The sequence below is a fragment of the Candidatus Binatia bacterium genome (assembly GCA_036504975.1).
GTDB lineage: Bacteria > Desulfobacterota > Binatia > UBA9968 > UBA9968 > JAJPJQ01.
In genome coordinates, this window is the sequence record DASXUF010000098.1 from 1 (window position 1) to 16224 (window position 16224).

The 16224-nt window shown below is 58.9% G+C and carries 18 protein-coding genes, 1 tRNA gene and 2 pseudogenes; 16 read left to right on the forward strand and 5 right to left on the reverse strand.

Features of this window, described 5'->3' with window-relative positions:
* From VGL70_12580 to VGL70_12590, 3 genes are all read right to left on the reverse strand, one after another.
* On the reverse strand, window positions 1-1031 hold a 1031-nt coding region (locus VGL70_12580; protein HEY3304363.1), incomplete at its 3' end, for an amidohydrolase family protein.
* A gap of 101 nt (window positions 1032-1132) precedes the next feature.
* Window positions 1133-1828: an iron-containing redox enzyme family protein gene (locus VGL70_12585; protein ID HEY3304364.1), complete on the reverse strand. Its 696-nt coding sequence runs from the start codon at window positions 1826-1828 to the stop codon at window positions 1133-1135.
* Window positions 1829-1848: 20 nt separating this feature from the next.
* Window positions 1849-2979 (reverse strand): hypothetical protein, encoded by a 1131-nt coding sequence (locus VGL70_12590; GenBank protein HEY3304365.1) that lies wholly within the window; start codon window positions 2977-2979, stop codon window positions 1849-1851.
* Window positions 2980-3221: 242 nt separating this feature from the next.
* On the opposite strand from VGL70_12590, the gene VGL70_12595 reads away from it, so the two are divergent.
* From VGL70_12595 to VGL70_12605, 3 genes are all read left to right on the forward strand, one after another.
* Entirely contained in the window at window positions 3222-3938 is a 717-nt protein-coding gene (locus VGL70_12595; protein ID HEY3304366.1) for a hypothetical protein, read from the forward strand.
* Between the two features lie 115 nt (window positions 3939-4053).
* A complete protein-coding gene (locus VGL70_12600) occupies window positions 4054-4374 on the forward strand; it encodes a hypothetical protein (GenBank protein ID HEY3304367.1) in 321 nt (106 codons plus the stop codon).
* Between the two features lie 381 nt (window positions 4375-4755).
* The gene (locus VGL70_12605; GenBank protein HEY3304368.1) at window positions 4756-5187 is read left to right on the forward strand and encodes a type II toxin-antitoxin system VapC family toxin; all 432 of its coding nucleotides are present in this window, start codon (window positions 4756-4758) and stop codon (window positions 5185-5187) included.
* 151 nt (window positions 5188-5338) lie between these two features.
* Here the strand turns inward: VGL70_12605 and metG are convergent.
* Window positions 5339-5665: pseudogene (metG, locus tag VGL70_12610) on the reverse strand (methionine--tRNA ligase subunit beta).
* Between the two features lie 146 nt (window positions 5666-5811).
* Between metG and VGL70_12615 the strand changes: the two are divergent.
* The 9 genes from VGL70_12615 to VGL70_12655 all read left to right on the forward strand — a co-directional run bounded on the left by VGL70_12615 (window position 5812) and on the right by VGL70_12655 (window position 11462).
* Window positions 5812-6258 carry a rubrerythrin family protein gene (locus VGL70_12615; protein ID HEY3304369.1) on the forward strand — a complete coding sequence of 149 codons (447 nt, stop codon included), beginning with the start codon at window positions 5812-5814 and terminating at the stop codon, window positions 6256-6258.
* A 55-nt stretch (window positions 6259-6313) separates the two neighbouring features.
* The gene (locus VGL70_12620; GenBank protein ID HEY3304370.1) at window positions 6314-7591 is read left to right on the forward strand and encodes an anaerobic glycerol-3-phosphate dehydrogenase subunit C; all 1278 of its coding nucleotides are present in this window, start codon (window positions 6314-6316) and stop codon (window positions 7589-7591) included.
* Between the two features lie 53 nt (window positions 7592-7644).
* The gene (locus VGL70_12625; GenBank protein HEY3304371.1) at window positions 7645-8229 is read left to right on the forward strand and encodes a DUF3501 family protein; all 585 of its coding nucleotides are present in this window, start codon (window positions 7645-7647) and stop codon (window positions 8227-8229) included.
* 3 nt (window positions 8230-8232) lie between these two features.
* Window positions 8233-8616, forward strand: a complete 384-nt coding sequence (locus VGL70_12630) for a transcriptional repressor (GenBank protein HEY3304372.1) — start codon at window positions 8233-8235, stop codon at window positions 8614-8616.
* A gap of 60 nt (window positions 8617-8676) precedes the next feature.
* Window positions 8677-9237 carry an AmmeMemoRadiSam system protein A gene (gene amrA / locus VGL70_12635; protein HEY3304373.1) on the forward strand — a complete coding sequence of 187 codons (561 nt, stop codon included), beginning with the start codon at window positions 8677-8679 and terminating at the stop codon, window positions 9235-9237.
* Window positions 9234-10049 carry an MBL fold metallo-hydrolase gene (locus tag VGL70_12640; protein ID HEY3304374.1) on the forward strand — a complete coding sequence of 272 codons (816 nt, stop codon included), beginning with the start codon at window positions 9234-9236 and terminating at the stop codon, window positions 10047-10049. The genes amrA and VGL70_12640 overlap by 4 nt, the downstream gene beginning before the upstream one ends.
* Window positions 10050-10138: 89 nt before the next feature.
* Complete coding sequence (dksA, locus tag VGL70_12645) at window positions 10139-10501, forward strand: RNA polymerase-binding protein DksA (GenBank protein ID HEY3304375.1); 363 nt, start codon at window positions 10139-10141, stop codon at window positions 10499-10501.
* A 10-nt stretch (window positions 10502-10511) separates the two neighbouring features.
* Window positions 10512-11372, forward strand: coding sequence for a UTP--glucose-1-phosphate uridylyltransferase GalU (gene galU / locus VGL70_12650; GenBank protein HEY3304376.1), 861 nt, complete (start codon window positions 10512-10514; stop codon window positions 11370-11372).
* A 14-nt stretch (window positions 11373-11386) separates the two neighbouring features.
* Window positions 11387-11462 (forward strand) — tRNA-Ala (locus tag VGL70_12655).
* Between the two features lie 239 nt (window positions 11463-11701).
* On the opposite strand, the gene VGL70_12660 is transcribed toward VGL70_12655, so the two are convergent.
* A complete protein-coding gene (locus tag VGL70_12660; protein ID HEY3304377.1) occupies window positions 11702-13063 on the reverse strand; it encodes a hypothetical protein in 1362 nt (453 codons plus the stop codon).
* A gap of 256 nt (window positions 13064-13319) precedes the next feature.
* Between VGL70_12660 and VGL70_12665 the strand changes: the two genes are divergently transcribed.
* The 4 genes and pseudogenes from VGL70_12665 (at window position 13320) to VGL70_12680 (ending at window position 16204) form a co-directional block, all read left to right on the forward strand.
* Window positions 13320-14198, forward strand: coding sequence for an IS110 family transposase (locus VGL70_12665; GenBank protein ID HEY3304378.1), 879 nt, complete (start codon window positions 13320-13322; stop codon window positions 14196-14198).
* Window positions 14199-14493: 295 nt separating this feature from the next.
* A pseudogene (locus VGL70_12670) lies at window positions 14494-14660 on the forward strand (cyclase).
* 59 nt (window positions 14661-14719) lie between these two features.
* Window positions 14720-15370 carry a tetratricopeptide repeat protein gene (locus VGL70_12675; GenBank protein HEY3304379.1) on the forward strand — a complete coding sequence of 217 codons (651 nt, stop codon included), beginning with the start codon at window positions 14720-14722 and terminating at the stop codon, window positions 15368-15370.
* 168 nt (window positions 15371-15538) lie between these two features.
* Entirely contained in the window at window positions 15539-16204 is a 666-nt protein-coding gene (locus VGL70_12680) for a tetratricopeptide repeat protein (protein HEY3304380.1), read from the forward strand.
* Window positions 16205-16224: the final 20 nt, after the last annotated feature.

Consider the following 16224-nt stretch of genomic DNA (forward strand, 5'->3'; position numbering starts at 1 on the left):
GCGAAGTCGCTGCCCCACAAGAGCTGGTTGACGCCGACGTCGTGGCGGAGCCTGACGCCGAGCGGGTCGCGCATGAAGCCCCAGAGGTTCTGGCTCTTGAGGTATTCGCTCGGTTTTCGCTCGGGCGGCTTGAGGCCCCACAGGCGCTCCGACCAGTAGCGATTGCGCTCGAAGGTGTCGTCGAGCTGGGATAGGCAATAAGGCAGCCAGCCGATCTGCGTCTCGGCCCAATAGATTTTAAGCGCGGGAAAGCGGTCGAAGACGCCGCCCACCGCGAGCTGCAACGCGCCCGCCGGCGCCTCGCCGAGGAAACGGACCAATAGATTCGCCGGATCGCGTCCGGGAATCGCGTCTTCCGGAACGCGCGAATATTTGAGCAACGGCCCCTCGCGCGAAAAACGCGTCGAGCCGTTGGCCGTGTGCGCGCTGACCGGCATCTTCATGTCGAGCGCGGCTTGCCAGAAGCGGTCGTCCTCGGGCGTCGGGTAACCTTTTCCCGAGGGAAATTTGTAGAGGCAGACGCCCTTCAACCCCATGCGCGCGCAGCGCTCCATCCCGCTGAGCGCGTCGTCAAGGCCGGTATCGGGAATCAATCCCATGGCGATCAGCCGGTCGGGGGCGGCGGCGGCGTATTCCTCGCCGAGAAAATCGTTGTAGGCGCGGATCATCGCCTGGTACGGCTCGTCGTCGCGGATGCCGCGCCACAGGCTCATGTAAACGGGATGCGTGTAGAGAATCTCCGCGTCGACGCCGTCCTGGTCCTGCTCGCCGAGCCGCTGCTCGGGCGTCCCGGTTCCCGCGCCGTCGTAGCTGATCTCGCCGGCGTCATGCTGCTCGTACGGCTTGCCGGTGATCAGCAAGGTCGGAGTGAAGACGGGGCGATTTTCGACCACGATACCGTCGTTGCCGTTGGCGAGCTTCACCCGGCGCGGCGCGCGCTCGCGCCAGCGCGCCGGCACTCGCGCGGTCCAGCGCTCCGGCGGCAGGTCGAGGTGTGAGTCTCCGGAGATGATGCGGTACTGACGTGGCATTGTTTTCCTTTAAATGGTCGCCCTTCGTCAAGCTCAGGGTGACCGGGCCTTTCTATGAGTTTCCGTTCGTGCTGAGCCGGTCGAAGCACGATATCGAGTAGCTATTCAAGTCTCTTTGCTGCTTCGGTCAATCCCGCGACGAACGTTCTGTTTATCTCCAGCGATTCGCGCGCGCCTTGCAGCACCAGCGCCTGAAGCTCCGGCGTCGCCGCGTGGCGGTCGAAGATCTCAGCCATCATGTCGGAGTGATCGCCGTCGGCGTTCTCGTTGGCCGTCGCCACTTCCATGTCTTTGTCGCTGAGACCCAGCTCCTTTTTCCATTTCTCGGTGTTGCGCTTCATGTCGCCCCGGGCGCTCATCATGTTGGCGTCGCGCTCGAGGATCGAGGAGGACGCCAGCGCCTGGAGCCAGGGTTTGGTGCGCGCGATGTAAAGCCAGGCGTAAAAAGCGGCGCGAGACGACGGCAGCGGCGCGGCGTTTTCGATCTCTTCGCGCGTGAGACCGAGCGCCATGCAGCGCCGGACGTGGAGCGAGTAGTGGTCCGAACCGCAGCGCGGATCGCGGATCAACTCTTCCTCCTCGTGCGCCCAAACGACGCGCTTGACGTCGATTGGCGACGAGCATTGCACCGCGCCCCAGCAGTCGCGCCGGTTCTTGTTGAACAGCGCGCGCTGGACGGCGATCAATCTCCCGCGCGCCGGCGTGAGCGTCACGTCGCGGAGTTTCAGGCGATGGCTCTCTTCGATGTGCTCGCGGCAGATATCATCCAATTTTTGTTGCAACTCGGATCTCGCCATATGGGCCTCCGTTTTTGTGATTACTTTTTTCCGGATTTTTCCAGCGCTTCGGTGACGAGCTTCCGGATCGGCTGGAGATCGCTGTACTCCGGCAGCGCGGAAAAAATATAAGAGATGCCTTCCTTGGGAACGATGTTGGCCGCGTCCGGCAGGCGGTCCTTGGGGATGTCCGTGCGCAAGGAATTGCGCTCGGTGATTCTCTGATAAGCCATCTGCCCCTCGCGCGACAAATACCAGTTGAGATAAATTTTAGCGGCATTGGGATGGGCGGGGCGATTGATGATGCCGATCGCCCCCGCGCCCGCGTGCATGGCGGCGCCTTCCTGCGACAGATGCGTCAGCTCAGCTACGGGCAGGCCTTGTTTTTTCGCCTTGTCGATATCACCGGCGGCGGGAAAGAGAAAGAGCGGGAATTTCCCCGTCGCCAGCCAGTCGGTCATGAGATGGCCTTCGGTCGCGAGCGTCAGGTCCATTTCGTTGAAGAGGCGATAGACGAACTTCGGACCGAGTTTTTGACTGAAGTAAAGAAACCGTATCGGGCCGCCGGCGCCGCTGCGCTTGCGCGGATCGTAAGCCAGAATTTTGCCGCGCCACTTGGGCTGCAAAAGGTCCCAATAGGACTGGATCTCGTCGGGGCGCACGAGCTTCGTGTTGTAGGCGATGAGCGAGGTCTCGACCGTGCCGTCGTTCAACAGCACGTGTTCCTTTTGCGCGTCCGCGAAGTGGAATTTTTTTCCGAACCATAGCGACTCGTCGGCGACTTCGGGGAGGATCAGGCTCGGCCGGATCGGATCGAGCGCCTTGGCCGGCATCAAGACCTCGACCGGCGTCGTCGTCCCGCCGATAAAGAGATCGACCAAATATTTTTCCGCGCGACGCTCCGCGATCAGCCGCGGGCCGAGATCCGAGCCGCTGCCGGAGATCAGGACCAATTTGATCTCGGGATAAAATTTCTGGAACTCGCTCAGCGCTTGAACGTGGCTGTCCCGCGACCAGCCGAAGACGGTAACCTGCCCTTCGCCTTTCGCTGCCTTGAGCGTCTTTTCCCACTCGGCCTTCTTGTCCGGCCGCTCGGCGGCGAGCAAATCGTTGGCGACCGGCGAGAATAAAAAGACAGCGAATGCAAAGGTTATGAAGAAGCGCCGCGTCATCGTCGTCCTCGATGCATAACTATTCCATCGAGTCGGCTTGTGTCAACTTGAAGGTAAGGCATCTATGATAGCCTTCGACAGCCTTCGGATCATTTCGCGGCCAGCAGATTGTTGACAAGCAGAAATACCTGGCGGATATTGCAACCGAATCGGATTTGATTGGCGTGGCCGTCTTAGGCGATAGGCCGACCGGCATTTGTCGCCTGTTAAAGCGACTCACTTAATAGCCGTTACCAAGTGCCGTGAAGAATCAATACGTCGGCGATATCAACGATTTCCGAAAGTACAGTCTGATCCGGGTTCTTACCGGGGAAGGCGAACTCCGGTCGGGCGTCTGTTGGATGTTGACTGCCAATGACGGGCGCACTGATGGCCGGTTCCTTCGCTATCTGCAACAGCCGGATCACTGGAGGAGCCTCGACAAGAAAACATTTGAGGCCATGCGCCGAATCGTCCATGACCATAGGCGACGCGACGTATCCTTGGTAGAAGGCTCCGGTGTCCTTCCGAATGCGAAGTTCTTTTCTCCAATCCTTGACGACGACCGCGAACGCCGAGCCTTATATTTTGCGAACGCCAAGTCGGCGCTTTGTGGAACACAACTCTTGTTTTTCGATCCTGACAACGGGCTCGAAGTAAAGTCAGTACCGCTCGGGCGAAAACGTTCTAGAAAGTACCTCTACTGGTCTGAACTCCCTACGTTTTCTGAGGCCGGTTGTTCCATTCTGATTTACCAGCACTTTCCACGCGAGGATCGTGCTTCCTACATTCAGCGGCGCGTTGTTGAAATTTGGCAGGCTTTGGGCGATGTCTCTGTCTACTCCTTTCGAACGGCCTACGTTGGCTTTTTCCTCGCGGCGCAGTCTCCGTCTATGCGTCGTTTCTTTCGAGAGCGCGTCAAAATCCTTGAACGCCGTTGGAATGGACAGTTTCAGGTGCAATACCATGGTAACGGCTAACAACACGCCCCACCCGGACGCGCGCAAGCGCGCGCCGGCTGAGCTTTGCGTCAACCGGCAGAGTCAACTGTGGCGCAACCACGAATAAGATGCTCATTGAAAGGCGGAAGCGGTGATGAAGATCGACATCGACAAGCTCAACGAAGAAGAACTGATCGATCTGAACAACAGGGTCGTGGAACGCCTGCGGTTCTTGAGCCAGATGCGCGCGCACTCGCAGATGCTGGACTTCAAGATCGGCGATCGCGTCGCTTTTCAGCCGGAAGGGAGTCCGCGCCTTGTTGGAATGCTTACCCGCTACAACAAGAAAACGGTTACGGTGATCACCGACACCGGACAGCACTGGAACGTGGCACCGGGGCTTCTGCGCAAAGCGGAGTCTACCGCCGGCGCGGACGCCGGCCGCGCGAAGGTGATTCGACTGAGAAAGGAATGAGTCGGCTCGAACACACTTCCCTGCGGGATAGCCCCGTCATTCTTAAGAAACCTTCGCGCCCGCGTTGACGGTTTTTTCCGGCCTGAAGAACACAACGCGCTTGCACCACTCAGATGTGCTACTTGCCTTCACCTGGTTGGAATTGTATGGTAATTGTATGCCGCGCTTGATTTCGACAACGGTTCGCCTTGCACAGGAAGACGTACGGGCTTTGAAAAGAGCCCGGGCGGCGGGTCAGTCTGCCTCCGAGCTCATCCGGAAGGGCCTGCGCGTAGTGGCGTCGCGATACTACACTGGCCGGCGTGCCCCTTCGACACGCCTCTTCGAGTCGACCGACACCAAGCTGGGAGAGGAATCCGAGCTCTTCCGGGAACTCAAGGGGTGATTCCGCCGATCGTCGTAGATACTGGTGGACTTCTTCGAGCGCTCGCCCGCACAGCCGCAGGCAAACCAACCTTCCCTGAGTACGAGAATATTCTGACCTCTGCGAGTCTTGTCATCGTGCCAGGGCTTGTTCTCGCCGAGGTGGACTACTTTCTTCGGGAGAACCGGCCAGCTATGCGAAAGCTCGTTGCTGAGATCTTCGACCCGGCGACGCGGTACGAATACGAACTGCCTCTCCCATCGGACATTGTGCGATCCCTCGAACTCGACGCCAGATTCACGAAGCTGAATTTGGGATTGGTCGATGGCACGGTCGCCGCCGTTGCTGAGAGACGACACGTGTACCGGGTTCTAACGACAGATCGTCGGGACTTCGGCGCGATTCGTGTCGGTCCACGTCTCGCGCGCGCCCTTGAGCTACTTCCGTGAGGCATAGACCGTCGCCGAACCGCGTGCTCCAGCGGGCGAGATATGGGGTCGCGGGTCTTTTCTCTATACAAGCGGTCGTAAAAAAACTGCCGACCGTGCTTAGGAACGATTGCTAAAAGTGACGGCTGAGCTTTGCGTTCGCGCCGCAGTTTCAAGAAACCTTCGCGCCCGCGTTCACCGATTTTTCCGGCGTCAGAAACACGACGCCGTTGCCGTCCGAGGCGGCGAGCAGCATTCCTTGGCTTTCGATCCCGCGGAGCACGGCGGTCTCTAGATTGGCGACGATGACGACTTGTTTCCCGACCAATTCCTCCGGCTGATAATGGGCGCGGATGCCGGCTACGATCTGCCGCTCTTCCGAGCCCAGGTCCACTTTGAGAACGAGCAGCTTGTCAGCGTTGGGATGGGCCTCGGCGCTTTTGACGACACCGACTCGGAGATCGATCTTTCTGAACTCATCGATGTGAATCATCTTCTTTCGCGCCTTTCTACGTAAGCGTGATGAGGCAACATAGCAGAAGAGCCGCAGCAAGCCTAGCCGACGATTTTTTTTAAAAAGAGTCTTGACAAGGTTCCGTTTCTAGTGTTAACAGTAATCATTATCAATAAACAAGGAGGGTTTTTATGGCAAAACTAACCGGCACTAAGAGTCTCGAGAATCTCAAAAACGCCTTCGCTGGCGAATCGCAGGCGAACCGGCGTTATCTCTACTTCGCCCGCGCGGCGGACATTGAAGGCTATCCGGACGTCGGCGGATTGTTCCGCGACACTTCGGAAGCCGAGACGGGGCACGCGTTCGGCCACCTCGATTTTCTTAAAGAGGTCGGCGATCCCGTCACCGGAGTTCCGATGGGCAGCACGGAGAAAAATCTCAAGTCCGCGATCGAGGGCGAGACCTACGAGTACACCGAGATGTATCCGGGAATGGCGAAGACCGCGCGCCAGGAAGGCTTCGCCGAGCTGGCCGAGTGGTTCGAGACGCTGGCCAAAGCGGAAAAATCCCACGCGGGACGCTTCACCAAAGGGTTGGAGAGAATCGCCGGCAAAGAACCCGCCGACGCCGCGAGCTGAGAAAAGGGGACTTATCGGGGCGTGATGCATCATGCCCCGATCCCCAGAATCTTCCATGCCCTTTGAACTGAATAGCCCGTCTTTCTGGGAAGAGCCTGAGGTCGAGACGGAACTGAAGCGCGTCTTCGACATCTGCAACGGGTGTCGCCGCTGCTATAGTCTGTGCCCGTCCTTCACGGACCTCTTCGCCCGCCTCGACAGAGACAATGTCGACGGCGAGGCGGAGAAGCTCGTCCCCGAGGATCTTAGAAGGGTCACCGATCTCTGCTACCAGTGCAAGCTCTGCTTCAATCACTGTCCTTACACGCCGCCGCACCGCTGGGACGTTGACTTTCCGCGCCTGATGCTGCGCTCCAAGGCGGTGCAGGTAAAACGCGACGGCGTCTCACTTCAGGACCGGATCCTGGGCCAGGTGGATTGGATGGGCAGGATCGGCACGTTTTTGGCGCCGATCGCGAATTGGGCGACGACCAATCGGCTCAACCGCTGGGTGATGGAGAAGCTTTTCGGCATTCATCGCGATCGCATTCTTCCCAAGTATGCCTCGGAAACTTTTCGTTCATGGTTCGGCAAACAAAGGCGCAAACCCGGCGCCGAAAGTGCCGGACGCGTCGCTTTGTTCTACACCTGCACGGTGAACTACAACGAGCCCGAGACCGGACGGGCGTGCGTTAAAGTGCTGGAGAAAAACGGCATCGACGTGGCCTGCCCGGAGCAGCGCTGCTGCGGCATGCCGTTCCTGGACGGCGGCGACGTCGAAGGGGCGCGCAAGAACGCGCGCGCCAACGTGGATTCGCTCCACGCACTGGTGAAACAGGGCCGCGACGTCGTCGTTCCCGGGCCTACGTGCAGCTACATGCTCAAGCAGGAATATCCGCACCTGCTGAACAACGCGGCGGCGCGGGAGGTCGCCGCGCGCACCTTCGATATCTGCGAGTATCTGATGGCGCTGCACGGCCAGGGAAAACTGGACACCCGCTTCGTCAAAGGCGCCGGCGAGATCGCCTACCAGATGCCCTGCCATCTGCGGGCGCAAAACATCGGTTACAAATCGCGCGACCTACTGCAACTGATTCCGGACACCCGGGTCCGTCTCATAGAAAAGTGCGCGGCGATCGACGGCACCTGGGGTCTCAAACGCCAGTACTACGACCTCTCGCGCAAAGTCGCCGCGCCGCTCATCAATGAACTTCGGGAAATCCGGGAAAGCGGGGCGGAATTGACCGTCTCCGATTGTCCCCTGGCGGGCCTGGAGATCGAGCAAGATCTAAAGCGCAAGGCGCTTCATCCGATCCGTATCCTCGCGCGCGCGTATGGGCTCGAGGCGGAGTAAGCGCCCGTGACTCTTCGAGATCCTCAGGGTCATGGTGAGCAGACTGTCGAACCATGAAAAAGATCGCCATGGAAGATTTGATGGGCCTGGCCGCGTACGAAAGAGTCCGCGATCAATTCCGCCGGGAGATCATCGAATACAAAAAGAATCGCCGCCTTCAGATCGGCGATCGCGTTTCGCTGCTGTTCGAGAACCGAAAAACCATTCTGTTTCAAATTCAAGAGATGCTGCGCACGGAGCGGATCACGGATCTCGACAAGATCAAAGAAGAAGTCGAAACCTACAACACGCTCATCCCCGGCGCGAACGAGCTCAGCGCGACGTTGATGCTCGAGATCGAACAGCAGGAAAAGATCCGCGAGGACCTGCTAAAATTTTTAGGGATCGACCAAGCGGTCTTTCTCAAGATCGGCGAGCGCCACACGATTCAAGCCGTCTTCGAGGAGGGACACAGCAAAGAAGATAAGATCAGCGCGGTCCAATACGTGCGCTTTCGTTTCACGCCCGAGGCGCGCGAGGCTTTCGTCGCGGGCCGCGATGAGGCGTGGGTCGTGATCGATCATCCCAACTACCGGGCTAAAGAAAAGATCTGGAAGGAGATGCGGCAGTCTCTCATCCAGGATCTCATCGAGCAGTGAATCATGAAAGAAACCCGACGCCACACACAACAACTGAAAGTCGTTTGGGACGCGATCAAGGATGAGACGGCCCATCCCACCGCGGACCAGATCTACGAGAAGGTACGCCGCACGATGCCGACCATCAGCCTCGGCACCGTCTACCGCAACCTGCAAAAGCTCGTCGGCGAAAAGAAACTCAAGGTGCTGACGCTCGGCCGTACCCAGCGTTTCGATCCGATGGTGGACCGGCACGATCATTTCATCTGCGAGCGCTGCAACCGGGTCTACGACATCGTGGTCAAATCGACGGAAAAGGTTTTATCCTCCGCGCTTCCGCGCCGGGGCTTCAAGGTCACCGCGCACCAGGTCACGCTTTACGGCGTCTGCAAAAACTGCGCGGACTAAGCCGCCTGTTGTAAACCTCCGGCGGCGGCGATAGAGTTTGGGCGCACCGCGGAGGATAAGATGGAGCGCATCGAGATTCCTCCTTCGTCCCAAAAGCGGCTCATCGCTTTGTCGCGCCAAACCCTGGAGAGTTTTGTCCGCGGCGCGGCCGACGCCGCCGAGACCATCGACGATCCCTGCCTTTTGCATTCCCGCTACGGCGCCTTCGTCAGCCTGCACCGGCAAAACGAGCTGAGAGGATGCGTCGGCACCTGCTTCCCGACAAGCCCGCTTTACGAGACGGTGATCGATATGACCGAGGCGGCGGCGGCGCGCGATCGCCGCGTCGCCGCCGTCACGTCGCGCGAGCTGGCCGAGATCCGAATCGACATCTCCGTGCTGAGTGCTTTGGAGCCGGTGACCGATCCGCTCTCGTTGCAAATCGGCAAGCACGGTCTCTACGTGGAGAGCGGCGGCAAGCATGGCGTGCTCTTGCCTCAGGTCGCAACTCAGTACGGCTGGGACTTGGAAACTTTTCTCTCCCAGACCTGCGTCAAAGCGTATCTGCCCAAAGACGAGTGGCGGCGGCCAAATACTAAAATTTCCAGCTTCATCGCGTTGATCATCGAGGAGAAGCGGTGAGACGGCGCTACTTCATCGCTCTCCTTGCCGGGTGGGGCCTGCTGCTAGCGCGCCGCGCCGCCGACGCGTTCTGCAATCCGGCACTCGTGCGGTTGTTCGACGCCGGCCGCGATCTGGCGCAAATCCGCTCCGGCCCGACGCCCAGGCTGGGCAACTATTTCGTCGAGTGGTTCGGCCACTCGAGTTTTCTCATTCAATCGGGAAGCCGAACTAAAGTCGTCACGGACCCGAACCTGAACGTGACTCCGGGCATCGGCGCGGACGCGGTCACGGTGAGCAACGATCACATCACGCACAACAACGTCGGCGCGGTTTCCGGCCAGCCGGTGATTCTCCGCGGCATCACGCTGCGCCAGACCTGGAACCCGATACGCACCCATATTAAAGACATCACGATCGTCAACATCCCGAGCCAAAGAGGCCCGGCCTGGGGCGCAATCGCCAATTCGATTTTTGTTTACGAGATGGGAAGCCTATGCCTAGCCCACCTGGGAAATATGGGACATCTGCTCACGCCGGAGCAGGAAAAGGCGCTGAACCGCGTCGATGTCCTGATGATCCCGATCGACGCGATGACCAACCTCGGCTTCGAAGACGTGCTGCGAGTCATCGAGCAGGTGCGCCCGCCGATCGTGATCCCGATGCACTACGACGTAACGCGACAGGCCGATCTTTTCGCCGCCTTCGTCGGCGACCGCTATCCCGTTCGCCACCTGAAGGACTCGCAACTCATCTTGAACCGCGCGACGCTCCCCGCGTCCACGGAAATATTCATTCTCAAGCACCCGCGCTCCTTTTTTTCCTGGGAGTAAAGCTCGCCCCGTTTTCGCCGCGCGGATTTACTTCAAAGTTTATTAGTGTTATAAAATTTGGATTGGATTTCGCGCCGGCCGGAGTTGCTGTGAACCAGAGGGACGCCGATTTCTTCCGCAAGTTGCTGAACGAGCGCAAGCAGGAGCTTTTGACCGAGGCGGGCAAGACGGTCGACGGCATGGACGAAAACGGAAACTTTCCCGATCCGACGGACCGGGCTTCGATGGAATCGGACCGAAATTTCACCCTGCGCATCCGCGACCGCGAGCGCAAGCTGATCGCAAAAATCGAAGAAGCTTTGCAGCGATTGAAGGACGGCAGCTACGGCGTTTGCGAGGAATGCGGCGAAAAGATCGGCACGGCGCGGCTCAAAGCGCGGCCGGTCACGACGCTCTGCATCCACTGCAAATCGCTTCAGGAAGTCGCCGAGAGAAAAAACAAGGCCAATTGATTCTCCTGCCATGAAGGTCAAAAAGGCCGTCATACCGGTCGCCGGGTTGGGCACGCGTCTGCTGCCGGCGACCAAAACCGTGCCGAAAGAGCTTCTGCCGATCGTGGACACCCCGGCGATCCAATACGTCGTTCAGGAAGCGGTGGATTCCGGGCTCACGGAAATGATCTTCGTCACTGCCAGAGGAAAAGACGGCATCGAAGATCATTTCGACGAAGCGCCGGAGCTCGAGCTGGTTCTGGAACAGCGCGGGCAGCGGGAGTTGTTGGAGCGGTTGAAGGCGATCTCGGGGCTGATCGATATCGTCTCGGTCCGGCAGAAGCAGCCTTTAGGGCTCGGCCACGCGGTCCTTTCCGCGCGGAATCTGGTCGGAAACGAACCGTTTGCCGTTCTGTTGTCCGACGATCTGATCGACGATCCGATTCCTTGCGTGCGCCAGTTGCTCAACGTCTCCGAAGCGAAGGGAGAATCGGTTTTGGCGCTCAGAAAAGTCCCCAGACCTGATGTCCGGCGCTACGGAATCGTTCAAGGACCGAGGATAAGCGATCGGACGCACGAAGTTCAGTCGATGATCGAAAAGCCCGAGCCGAAAGACGCTCCCTCCGAGCTGGCGATCGTCGGCCGCTACATTCTCCACCCGGATATCTTTTCCTGTTTGGAAAATATCCAGCCCGGGAAAGGCGGCGAGATCCAGCTCACGGACGCGATCGCCGAGCTGGCGCGCCGGAGAAAAGTCTACGGCTATGAATTTACCGGCGAGCACTACGACGTCGGCGACAAGCTGGGCGTTGTGCGCGCGAACGTCGCCTACGCGCTGAAAAGACCGGACATGGAAAAGCAACTTAGGGAGTATCTCCGCACCGTCACATAGTTTATTCCGCCCGTGGGGCCGTAGCTCAGCTGGGAGAGCGTCGCGTTCGCAACGCGAAGGTCAGGGGTTCGACTCCCCTCGGCTCCACCATTCGACTCGCCTGAAAGAACACAGACTCGCTCATGGCTGGCCATTCTCGGATTCATCTGGACCTCGAGTCGAATGGTGTCCTGAGCGAACTCGTGAGTCGAAGGACGGTCTGTGTTTTAGATTTCGACTCGCCTGAAAGAACACAGGCTCGCTCATGGCTGGCCAAGGACTAACCCATTCCTCGAGTCGAATGGTGCCCTGAGCTACGTCGAAGGGCATCGCCCGCGCCCTCTCATCAATTAATTCGCCGATCTCTCTCCACCGGTGCTCTCTATCATCCTCTCGAAATGCCGGCGCAAGACCCTGCCCGTGCCGGGATTGCCCATGATGTCGTCCGGCTCGGCCATGACTTCGATCACCTGCAACCCGTCCGCGTCAAGATCTTTGTAGCCGCGAAAGTACCGATCTCGAAAGCCGAGGATATGGCCGAGCTCGTGCGCCAGAACGCGCGGCGCGATGTCGTGCGGACCTAAGATAATCGCGCGACCGAAAACGTGCGTGGCGAGCGCGCCGGTCGTCAGCGCCGCGCCGTCCCGTGGGAAAAGAAGCCCGTACCGACTCGTGTCGATCTCGTCGCCCCTCTCGGGGATCGGCGCTTCGCGGTAAAGGCCGGCGGCGGGAATAAACGAAATGGAAAGTTCGACGCGAAACTCATCGTCGCCGTCGCGGTGGCGCCAGATTTTTTCGACGGCCTCCTTGATGGAGCCGACGAAGCCGCTGTCGTCGATATCCGTGTAGAAGAAAACGCGAAAGATCCAAAGATGCGATTCGGGATGCTCGACGCGAAGAAAGGGGGACGCGCGGATGCGCTCGGTCGCGTCGTGGATCATCCGCGCCAGCGTCTTCTCGCGCTCCCTCAAGCCCATCTCCAGTTCGGCACGGCCGAGCGAGCTATCGATGGCCTTGATTCCATCCAACGCTTTTTTGAGCGCGGCATCGTCGGTTGCGCTCGTAGCGTCTAGCGCGTCCATAGCATCCAGCATATCGTGGACGGCCTGGCGCTCGAGGACGGCATCGTGAAGCTTAGTCCCGCGATCGTATCTCGAACGGTCGGCGGCGATTGTCGCCTGCCAAAAACGATTGTGTTTAATGTGCGCGTCGATGTTTTCCTGGCGCTCGCGGCGCGCGGCGTAGCCGTCCGCCAGTTTCCCATAAACCGTCTCTCGATCCGCGGGGGCCAACGCCGCGGCGCGCTCCAGCTCGGTCTCGGAGCGCGTCAGATCGTCCAATTCACGATCGATCATCCGCTCGGTCCGCGGCCAACTGTACCCCACCGACGTCGCGCGCTGCGGCCCGGTCGGCGCCGGCGCATCCGGAACGATCTTGGGCAGGATTCCGTATCCGTGCGGTACCGGCCTGGGCGGCTCGAGCTTTGCCAGCAGCGCCGGTGCCGCCGTTTTCACGGCGACGGTGAGCGCCTCATGGAATTGTTCCAACCGCCGTCGATAAGAGTCGTAGCGTTCCTGGACCCCATTGCCACGCAGGATGTGAGCGGGAGTCGAAGGTTTAACGACCGTCTCGCGCGCGCGTTGCGATGACAACGCGCATCCCGCCCCGGCAACCATGAGGACGGCGGCGGCTACCGGATGAAAAAATTTCACGACCGTCACGCCTGGAAAGTATCAAGGATCTACCCTTGCCCTCAAGTGGAGAAAAAGCCGGCTCAGGTCGGACGTTTACAGACTGTTGAAAAAGTCCTACTCGTGCTTCGACAGGCTCAGCACGAACGGACATTACTCAACGATTCCAATACTAGGTCCGTTCACCCTGAGACTTGTATGATGGATGTTGTGGCTCACACCGAGTGCTCTTGTACAATGGCTTCAACGAAAGCCCTTGAACAAAGGAGGCACTGCGATGAGAGACAAGACGTTTGTACCAACGGACTACGATGTTTTCGCCGGACTGGACGTCGACAAGAAGAGTATCTCGGTGACCTTTACCAGTCACCAAGGATTTATCCGGTCGTTGCACATGCCCTATAGCGTGGAGCATCTTGTGAATCACGTGCGCAAGCACTTTCCCGATCAGAAGGTGGCCTTTGCCTATGAGGCTGGACCAACGGGCTACGGATTGTATGATGGGCTTGAGGGCCAAGCTTATAGGTGCTTGATCGCCTCTCCTTCGATGATTCCCAAAGCTCCAGGACAGAGGGTGAAGACCAATCGGCTCGACAGTCAGGGACTCTCGGAGAATCTTCGTGGGGGGCAACTCAAAGGCATCCATGTTCCCACTGCCGTCTATCGCGAGCTTCGCCACCTCACCCAACTGCGCGACACCTTGGTGAGCGAGGTGGTGGCCACCAAGCTGCGCATCAAATCGCTTTTGCTCTTTGAAGGGATCGACTTTCCCCCTGCTTCCGCCGGCAGCCAGTGGTCTTTCATGGTGAAGGCTAAGCTCAGAAAGCTTCCGTGTTCTTCTACCGTGCGCTTTAAGCTCGATCAGTTGCTCGATGGCCTGGAGTTCTCGGAGAAGCAGGGCCTTAAGACGACTAAAGAGGTTCGCCGCTTCTGTCAGAAGGATTCTGAATTGTCTCAATGCATTAAGTACGTGATGACGGTTTGCGGCATTGGTTGGATCGTGGCCAGTCAGCTTCTGGCCAGGATCGGGGACTGGCGCGAGCTTAAAAATGTCCGCCAGCTGGGAGGGTTTCTGGGCTTGGTGCCTACCGAGCACTCCACCGGAGATCGAACCGATCGGGGGATCGATCACTCGCACCGGGGACGGCCGGCTTAGAAGTAAGCTGATCCAGGCGGCTTGGTCGGCGATCCGCCAAGACGGCGAGTTGAGAGAATTTTTCCGCTCGATTTGCCACAAACATCCTCGCCACCAAGGTTCGAGGGTGGCCATTGTCGCGGTGGCGCGTAAGCTGACCACACGGATTTCCGTGGTCTTGATGCAACAGCGGCCCTATGTGGTGAGAGAAAAAGTTCATTCGGCTCCTTTGACCCAAGAGGAGACATCGCCCCAGGGAACGACTCGACGAGAGCCAGAACCGGGAGATAAAAGCTCCTGACGGTTCGACCCTTAGCTCGAGCTGGCCTACGATCCCAAGGGGCTCGTCGAATCTACCGGCGATGCGTCGACGTCGTCTCGAGACGTGTGGAAAATGATCTCGAACGCTTTAAAAAATTCATCGAGCATCGCGGTCAAGAAACCGGCGCCTGGCGTGGAACGATTCAAGAACCCGGGCGATAACACTAGTAAAAAAAACCGGCCGAGTTATAATTCAAACAAGGACGCGGTAAAGTGCTGCGATGAAGCTCAAATGCGAGCGGTCGAAGTATCCATCTTTTTTACTCGGACTCTTGCTTCCGGCGCTTGCTGCATGCGCCTCGGCTCAAGGGTACGTCGAAGCCGGACGGAGGGATCTGATTTTTGGCGATCCGAACCGCGCGGTTGTCAACTTCAGTCGCGCCGCGGAGATAGCACCCGATCGCGTGCACTTCAGCACGTTCCCTGAAGGAGCTTTGACCTATCTCGGGCGGGCGTATTACGCGTTGGGAAGACTCGCCGACGCGCGCCGGACGCTTGAGGAGGCGGTATCACGATACCCGAACGATAATCTCGCCAAGCTTTATTTTGGTTTGGTGCTGGCTCGCGAGGGCGATCGGGCGCGCGGTTTACGCTACATCGAAGACGGCCTGCGCGGCGTTCACGAATGGCTCGATTACATGGAGTACCGGCACCACTGGCGCGGGCAGTTCTGGGACCCGAACAAAGAAATACGTTCGAGGATCCAAAAGACGCTCGCGATGATCTCCTCCGGACAAGTGGACTGGCCCAGGCTTATCGCCGAGGCGGAGTGGGCCGGACAGCACATGGAAGAGGAGATCGATCTCGCGCGCCGCGATGAGTCTGACGAGCGTTCCAGGGACGGTGATAGCCGAAGAAAGCATCGCCCCTGAATAGCTGCTCGACCCTCGGTTTCTTTCCCAATTTTAAACTGGCCGGTCGAACCGGCCAGTTTTTTTTAGAGCTTGGCCGCCCACCGGGGAAGGTCCGGAGCTATCCAAACGGGTAGTAGTAAAGTCTTTTATTTTGCGTTATCTTTTCTGTGTTGGAGGACTAGTTTTATGAGACAAGCCAAGTCGCGTTTTGCGGGAGTTGAAAGTTTTCTTTTTACCCTGGGCGCACTATCGCTCCTACTGGCCGTCTCCGGCTGCGTTACCGCCCAAGGTTACGTCGAAGCCGGCCGAAGGGATCTGCTTTTCGGCGATCCCAAATTCGCCGTGGTCAACTTTCAGCAAGCGGCGGATTTAGCCCCCGATCGCCTGCACTTCAGCGTGTTTCCCGAAGGAGCGTGGACTTATCTTGGCCGGGCGTACTACGCGACGGGAAGACTCCCCGAGGCGCGCCAGGCGCTGGAGCGTGGCGCTTCACTTTCCAAAGACGACCACCTGGCGAGGCTTTACCTCGGCCTGGTGAAGCTTCGCGAGGGTGACAGGCAGCGGGGAGTCAGCGACTTGGAGAGCGGTCTCAGGGGCATACACGATTGGCTCGATTACGTCGAGTTCCGTCGCACAAGTTCATACGGGCAGTACTGGGATTCGAGGAAGCAGATCCGCACCAAGATCAAAACGGAGCTTGCCATGATCTCTAGCGGCGCTTCCCCGCAAGAGCTGATCGCCGGCGGCGAGTGGGTGGGAAAACGGATCGAACAGGAGATCGACGAAGCGCGGCGGGACGAGAGCGACGAGCGCTCCCGAGACGGAGACAGCAGGGGAGGAGAGCGCCCGTAGATTTTTGCTCCTAATTTGAC